Genomic DNA, 6,268 nt, shown 5'->3' with positions numbered 1-6,268 from the left:
GCGAGGCGGGCGTCGGGTTCCTCTCCGTCACGGGCTCCGACTTCATGGAGATGTTCGTGGGCGTCGGCGCCAGCCGCGTGCGCGACCTGTTCGAGCAGGCGAAGCAGAACTCGCCGGCGATCATCTTCGTCGACGAGATCGACGCTGTCGGTCGGCACCGCGGTTCCGGAATGGGCGGCGGCCACGACGAGCGCGAGCAGACCCTCAACCAGTTGCTGGTCGAGATGGACGGCTTCGACGTCAAGACGAACGTCATCCTCATCGCGGCGACGAACCGCCCCGACATCCTCGACCCCGCGCTGCTGCGCCCGGGCCGCTTCGACCGGCAGATCGGTGTCGACGCGCCCGACCAGAAGGGCCGCGAGCAGATTCTCACGGTGCACGCCAAGGGCAAGCCGATGGCGAAGGGGGTCGACCTCGGGGTGCTCGCCCGCAAGACGCCGGGCTTCACCGGCGCCGACCTGGCGAACGTGCTCAACGAGGCCGCTCTGCTCACGGCGCGCAGTAACGCGCAGCTGATCGACAACCGGGCACTGGATGAGGCCGTCGACCGCGTCATGGCCGGACCGCAGCGCCGCTCGCGCCTGATGAACGACAAAGAGAAGCTCATCACCGCGTACCACGAGGGTGGGCACGCGCTCGCGGCTGCTGCGATGCGCAACACCGACCCGGTGACGAAGGTCACCATCCTGCCGCGCGGACGCGCGCTCGGCTACACGATGGTGTTGCCGCTGGAAGACAAGTATTCGGTCACCCGCAATGAGCTGCTCGACCAGCTCGCCTACGCGATGGGCGGCCGCGTCGCGGAAGAGATCGTCTTCCACGACCCGACCACGGGTGCGTCGAACGACATCGAGAAGGCGACGGCGATCGCGCGCAAGATGGTCACCGAGTACGGCATGAGCGCCGACATCGGCGCCGTCAGGCTGGGCCTGTCGCAGGGCGAGATGTTCCTCGGTCGCGACATGGGTCACCAGCGCGACTACTCCGAAGAGATCGCCGAGAAGGTCGACCTCGAGGTGCGCAAGATCATCGAGCAGGCTCACGACGAGGCGTGGAAGGTCATCAACGACAACCGCGACATTCTCGACAAACTCGCCAGCGAGCTGCTCGAGAAGGAGACGCTCGACCACATCCAGCTCGCGGAGCTGTTCGCGAAGGTCAAGCGTCTGCCCGAACGCCCGCAGTGGCTGTCGAGCAAGAGTCGTCCGCTGAGCGACCGCCCGCCGGTGAAGGTGCCCAGCAAGGCGCCGGTCGATCCGGGAGCCGTTGACGGCGGCGTCGAGTCGGAGCCGACCCGACCCACCCGCACCCCCCGCCCGCGCAAGTCGCCCGGCATCGCCACTGCTTGACCCGGCGATGACCGTCGACGCACACCGCATCGAGGCGGCCGTCGCCGAGCTGCTGGCGGCAATCGGTGAAGATCCGACGCGCCCCGGCCTGCAGCGCACCCCGCGCCGCGTCGCGGAGGCGTACGCCGAGTACTTTGCCGGTCTCGACATCGACCCGGTTGCGATTCTGCGCGACGGTGTGGATGCAGCCGGCGACGGTGAGCGGGGAGACCTCGTACTGCTGCGCGGACTCGAGTTCCGGTCGATGTGCGAGCACCACCTGTTGCCGTTTCGCGGTGTCGCCCACGTCGGGTATCTCCCAGGCGGCAAGGTCGTCGGGCTCGGCCGCCTCGGCACCGTCGTCGAGACCCTCGCCGCGCGACCGCAACTTCAGGAGCGCCTCGGCGAACAGATCGCAGACGCCCTCGACGAAGGCCTCGCTCCGCGCGGCGTCATCGTCGTGCTCGACGCCCAACACGACTGCCTTGCCGCACGCGACGCGCGGCAGACCCGCTCCACCACGGTCACTGTCGCCAGCCGTGGGGCACTGTCCGACCCCGCCGCACGCGCCGAAGCGATCACCCTGATCGGAGCCGTCACATGACGATCATCATGGGCATCCTCAACGTCACGCCCGACTCATTCAGCGACGGCGGGCAGTTCGACGAGATGGATGTCGCGATCGCCCGAGGCCTGGAATTGCAGCATGCCGGCGCCGCGATCGTCGATGTCGGCGGAGAGTCGACCCGACCCGGTGCCGCGAAGGTCGACCCCGACGAGGAACAGGCACGAGTCATCCCGGTGATCACCGCCCTCTCCCAGGAGGGGGTCTCGGTGAGCGTGGACACGATGAATGCCGCAACGGCGCTCGCCGCAGTGCAGGCGGGGGCGCAGCTCATCAACGACGTGTCGGGCGGGCTCGGTGATGAGGGGATGGCACGGGTCGTCGCCGAGACCGGCGTGCACTACGTCGTCATGCACTGGCGCGGCGGAGCCGATGTCGCCCCGACCTTCGGTGATGTCGTCGCGGAGGTGCGGGCCGAACTCAAGGCTCGCGTCGCCGAACTCGTCGTCGCGGGAGTCGACCCGGCGAAGATCGTGCTCGACCCGGGTCTCGGCTTCGGTAAGTCGGCGGAGCACAACTGGGCCCTGCTGGGTCAGCTGGACGAACTGGCCTCGCTCGGCCACGGCATCCTCGTTGGTGCCTCGCGCAAGCGGTTCGTCGGCACGCTGTTGCCCGACGACGCCACGATGGAAGACCGCGACCTGCCGACCGCCGTCATCTCGGCACTCGTCGCGCGGCAGGGGGCGTGGGCGGTGCGCGTGCACGACGTACCGGCGACGCGGCTCGCGCTCGACGTTGCCGCCGCCATGAGCGAGGGACGGTCGTGATGCCGCCATCGGCCGAACCACCGTCATCTGGTCAACTCGACGAGATCCGGCTCACCGGGTTGCGAGCCACGGCATACCACGGGGTGTTCGAGCACGAGCGTCGCGACGGGCAGCTCTTCGTGCTCGACGTCACGGTGCGGTTGCCCCTCGCACCCGCCTCCGCAACCGACGACCTCGACCGCACCGTTCACTACGGCGAGTTGGCCGAGCAGGTCGTCGCCGCGGTTGAGAGTGACCCGGTCGACCTCATCGAGACGGTCGCGGAACGGGTCGCGGGCGTCGCTCTGTCATTCCCGGCCGTGCGCGAAGTCGTCGTGACGGTGCACAAGCCGAACGCGCCGATCTCGGTGCCGTTCGACGACGTCAGCGTGACCATCGTGCGGAGCCGATCGTGAACGTGCAGTTGCGTCGCATCGAGGCGGATGCCGTCATCGCGATCGGCAGCAACCTCGGCGACCGGGCGGCAACCTTCAGCGCGGCGCTTCGGGCGCTCGCGGAGGCCGACGGCATCGAGGTGACCGCGATCTCGAGCCCCATCGAGACCGTTGCGGTGCGGCCCGACGGTGAAGATCCGGATGCTCCCGCTTACCTCAACGCGGTCGTGCTGGTGCGCACGACCCTCGCTCCCCGCGCCCTGCTGAGCCTGCTCAACGACATTGAACGCGAGCACGGTCGCGTGCGGGGCGAACGCTGGGGTGACCGCACTCTCGACCTCGACATCATCGACTACGCCGGTCTGCAGTCATCGAGCGCCGACCTCACCCTGCCGCATCCTCGTGCCCACGAACGCACCTTTGTGTTGCGTCCCTGGGCCGAGGTTGCACCGGAGGCCGTGCTTCCCGGACACGGCCGAATCGCCGACCTTCTGGCGACGCTGGAGGGCAGGTGACCCGAACCAAGGTCTCGACTCTCGTCACCCTGGTCGCCATCGGCGCGGCTTCGGGATTCCTCGTCCAGGTCGCCCTCGCGGCCGCCAGCCTGCCGAAGTTCCGCCCTGAGTACACCCTCGCGCTCAGCCTGTTGTTCATCGCCGGCATCGCGATCGCCCTTGCGGTGCCGATCCGTCGGGCGACGCGGGCTACCGTGCGCACGCGTATCGACCCGTTCCACGCGATTCGGGTGGTGCTCTTCGCGAAGGCGTCGAGTCTCGCGGGAGCGCTGCTGAGCGGCACAGCGGTGGGGCTGCTCGCCGAGTTGCTGGTCCGTAGCGGTGGGCTCAACACCGACTCACTGTTGCGCTCACTCGCAGTGCTCGCGGGGTCGATCGCCGTGCTCGTCGCGGGTCTCGTCGGCGAGTTTCTCTGCACCGTGCCGCCCAGCGACGACGACCGGGGCGCCGACCCGGCGGGTAGCCTGGAAACGTGAGCTCCATCGATCCCGTTCCCGGCGACTGGCAGCGGGTCTCGCCCAAGTACGTCGTCGTCGACCTGCTGGGCATTCTCGTGTCGGCGATCATCTTCACCGCCGGGGCCACCGTGCCGTTCTGGGTGACCCGGGAGCCAGCATGGCTGATCGCTCCGGCGGCGGTGCTGGTGCTCCATCTGCTGATCGCCGCGTTCACGCCCCGCCGCGTGCGCGCGCTCGGCTATCGGCTGCGTGATGACGACCTGGTCTTCCGCAAGGGCATCATGTTCCTCCGCGTCGTAGCCGTACCGTACGGCCGCATGCAGCTAGTCGACGTCAACCGGGGCCCCATCGCCCGCGCGTTCGGGCTCTCTGAACTGAAGCTGGTGACGGCCGCGGCCACGAGCCACATCACGATCCCCGGTCTACCCGAAACCGACGCCGAGACCCTCCGTGACCGGCTCGTGGAGCTTGCGGAGAGCCGTCGGGCGGGACTGTGATCGGCCTCGCCGACGGCGAGTGGCACCGCCTGCATCCGCTCACCCCGCTGTTGCGCGGCGGGCTGGGGTTCATCGCCGTCATCGGCATCATCATCGCCAACCTGCGCGAACGGCTCGTCGAGTGGTTCCTGCCGGGTTTGGTCTGCCCGCCCGGTGAGGACTGCGGACAGGATGACCCGATCGGCTACGTCGTCGAGAACGGCTATGCAGTGATCGGGCTGGCCGCGCTGCTGGGCGTGCTGCTGCTGTTCGTCGCTGGGTTCTACGTGTCCTGGCGGATGCACACCTTCCGCATCACCGACGAGGTCGTCGAGGTGCGCAGCGGCATCCTGTTTCGCACCCATCGCAAGGCGCGACTCGACCGCATCCAGGGCGTTGCGATCGCACGGCCACTGTTCGCGCGCATCTTCGGCACGGCGAAGCTCGAGGTCGAGGTCGCGGGCCAGGATGCGAACGTGCCGCTCGCCTACCTCGGCAATGCGGCGTCCGACGCGCTGCGCGGCGACATCCTGCGTCTCGCCTCCGGGTCGCGAGTCGGGTCTGCCGCGAGCAGCGCGGGCGCAGCGAGCGGATCGCTGATCGACCGTCGCGTGTCGGAACTGCTCGCCCCCGAGCTGGACCCGTCGCTCGCTCCCCCCGAATCGGTCGTGCGCATGCACCCCGGTCGGCTGATCGGGTCGACTCTGTTGAGCGGCACGACGCTGAGTCTCCTCATCATCCTCGCCGCAGCCATCACCGGAACGGTGTTCGCGGTCGGTGGCTTTGGCGAACTGATCTGGACGCTCTTCACCCTCATCCCGATCGCATTCGGTCTCGCCTCGTACCAGGTCAACCGGGTGCTCAAGTTTCTGCGGTACTCGATCGCGGCCACTCCCGACGGTGTGCGGATCGGCTACGGCCTGCTGTCGACGCGCAACGAGACCGTGCCTCCGGGGCGCATCCACTCGGTCGCCGTCAGCCAGAGCATCTTCTGGCGTCCTGCGGACTGGTGGACGATTCGCATCAACCGCGCCTCCCGCCAGACGTCCTCGGATGGAAGCGCGCAACAGAACACCGTCGTACTGCCGGTCGGGTCGCGCGACGACGTGTTCCGCGTGCTGGACCTGGTGCTCCCGGGGCTCGTCGCCGACGGTGGTGACACGCGCGAGCTGCTCGAGCGCGGACTCGCGGGCAGCGGACCGGACGCCGACTTCACCACCTCCCCCCGCCGGGCCGCGCTGGTGCGCTGGTTCTCCTGGCGCCGGAACGGGTTCGCGATCCTCCCCGGCGCAGTGTTGCTGCGCCGCGGCGCCATCTGGCGGGAACTCGCGATCGTGCCCACCCCGCGCGTGCAGAGTGTCGCGATCGAGCAGGGCCCGATCTACCGGGGCATGAGGCTCGTGCACGTGCACGTGCACACCGTCGCGGGGCCGATCTCGCCCGCCCTCGGCGCCCTCGACGCGAAGGACGCCGAAGGCTTCTTCCGGGATGCCGCGGTTGCCGCCGTCGCTGCGGCCGGTACCGACACCAGCCATCGCTGGCGTTCGAGCGAAAAGTGACGCGCTCCGGTGCTCCAGCGCGCGGACGCCTCGGCATCGGCATCATCGGCGCCGGACGGGTCGGGCCGGTGCTCGGCGCCGCACTCGGCGGGGCCGGTCACGCGATCGTCGGCATCAGCACGGTGTCGGCTGCTGGCCGCGAGCGTGCGGACGTGTTGCTGCC

At 69.1% G+C, this 6,268-nt stretch carries 8 protein-coding genes and 1 pseudogene; all 9 read left to right on the top strand.

The features are described 5' to 3' along the window. On the top strand, positions 1-1,352 hold a 1,352-nt coding region (gene ftsH, locus RMO30_RS02380; protein ID WP_309709008.1), incomplete at its 5' end, for an ATP-dependent zinc metalloprotease FtsH. 7 nt (positions 1,353-1,359) lie between these two features. Then, complete coding sequence (gene folE / locus RMO30_RS02375) at positions 1,360-1,935, top strand: GTP cyclohydrolase I (protein ID WP_309709005.1); 576 nt, start codon at positions 1,360-1,362, stop codon at positions 1,933-1,935. Beyond that, entirely contained in the window at positions 1,932-2,723 is a 792-nt protein-coding gene (gene folP, locus RMO30_RS02370; RefSeq protein ID WP_309709003.1) for a dihydropteroate synthase, read from the top strand. Before folE ends, folP begins: the two co-directional genes overlap by 4 nt. Beyond that, positions 2,723-3,118 (top strand): dihydroneopterin aldolase, encoded by a 396-nt coding sequence (gene folB / locus RMO30_RS02365; protein WP_309709011.1) that lies wholly within the window; start codon positions 2,723-2,725, stop codon positions 3,116-3,118. The genes folP and folB overlap by 1 nt, the downstream gene beginning before the upstream one ends. Then, complete coding sequence (gene folK / locus RMO30_RS02360; protein ID WP_309709000.1) at positions 3,115-3,612, top strand: 2-amino-4-hydroxy-6-hydroxymethyldihydropteridine diphosphokinase; 498 nt, start codon at positions 3,115-3,117, stop codon at positions 3,610-3,612. The genes folB and folK overlap by 4 nt, the downstream gene beginning before the upstream one ends. Then, positions 3,609-4,088, top strand: a complete 480-nt coding sequence (locus tag RMO30_RS02355) for a DUF3180 domain-containing protein (RefSeq protein WP_309708997.1) — start codon at positions 3,609-3,611, stop codon at positions 4,086-4,088. The genes folK and RMO30_RS02355 overlap by 4 nt, the downstream gene beginning before the upstream one ends. Next, positions 4,085-4,567: a PH domain-containing protein gene (locus RMO30_RS02350; RefSeq protein ID WP_309708993.1), complete on the top strand. Its 483-nt coding sequence runs from the start codon at positions 4,085-4,087 to the stop codon at positions 4,565-4,567. Before RMO30_RS02355 ends, RMO30_RS02350 begins: the two co-directional genes overlap by 4 nt. Then, on the top strand, positions 4,564-6,105 hold the full coding sequence (locus RMO30_RS02345) for a PH domain-containing protein (RefSeq protein WP_309708989.1): 1,542 nt from the start codon (positions 4,564-4,566) through the stop codon (positions 6,103-6,105). The genes RMO30_RS02350 and RMO30_RS02345 overlap by 4 nt, the downstream gene beginning before the upstream one ends. Further along, positions 6,102-6,268 (top strand): annotated as a pseudogene (locus RMO30_RS02340) (hypothetical protein); the annotation flags it as partial. The gene RMO30_RS02345 and the pseudogene RMO30_RS02340, both read left to right, overlap by 4 nt.

Origin of the sequence: Pseudolysinimonas sp., from assembly GCF_031389465.1 — a bacterium.
Classification (GTDB): domain Bacteria; phylum Actinomycetota; class Actinomycetes; order Actinomycetales; family Microbacteriaceae; genus Pseudolysinimonas_A.
This window is presented reverse-complemented; position numbering and strand designations above follow the sequence as displayed.

Excerpts from the sequence above, each read along its gene's own strand:
- folB (WP_309709011.1), top strand. The coding sequence starts at position 2,723 with ATGCCGCCATCGGCCGAACCACCGTCATCTGGTCAACTCGACGAGATC.
- folP (WP_309709003.1), top strand. The coding sequence starts at position 1,932 with ATGACGATCATCATGGGCATCCTCAACGTCACGCCCGACTCATTCAGC.
- folE (WP_309709005.1), top strand. The coding sequence starts at position 1,360 with ATGACCGTCGACGCACACCGCATCGAGGCGGCCGTCGCCGAGCTGCTG.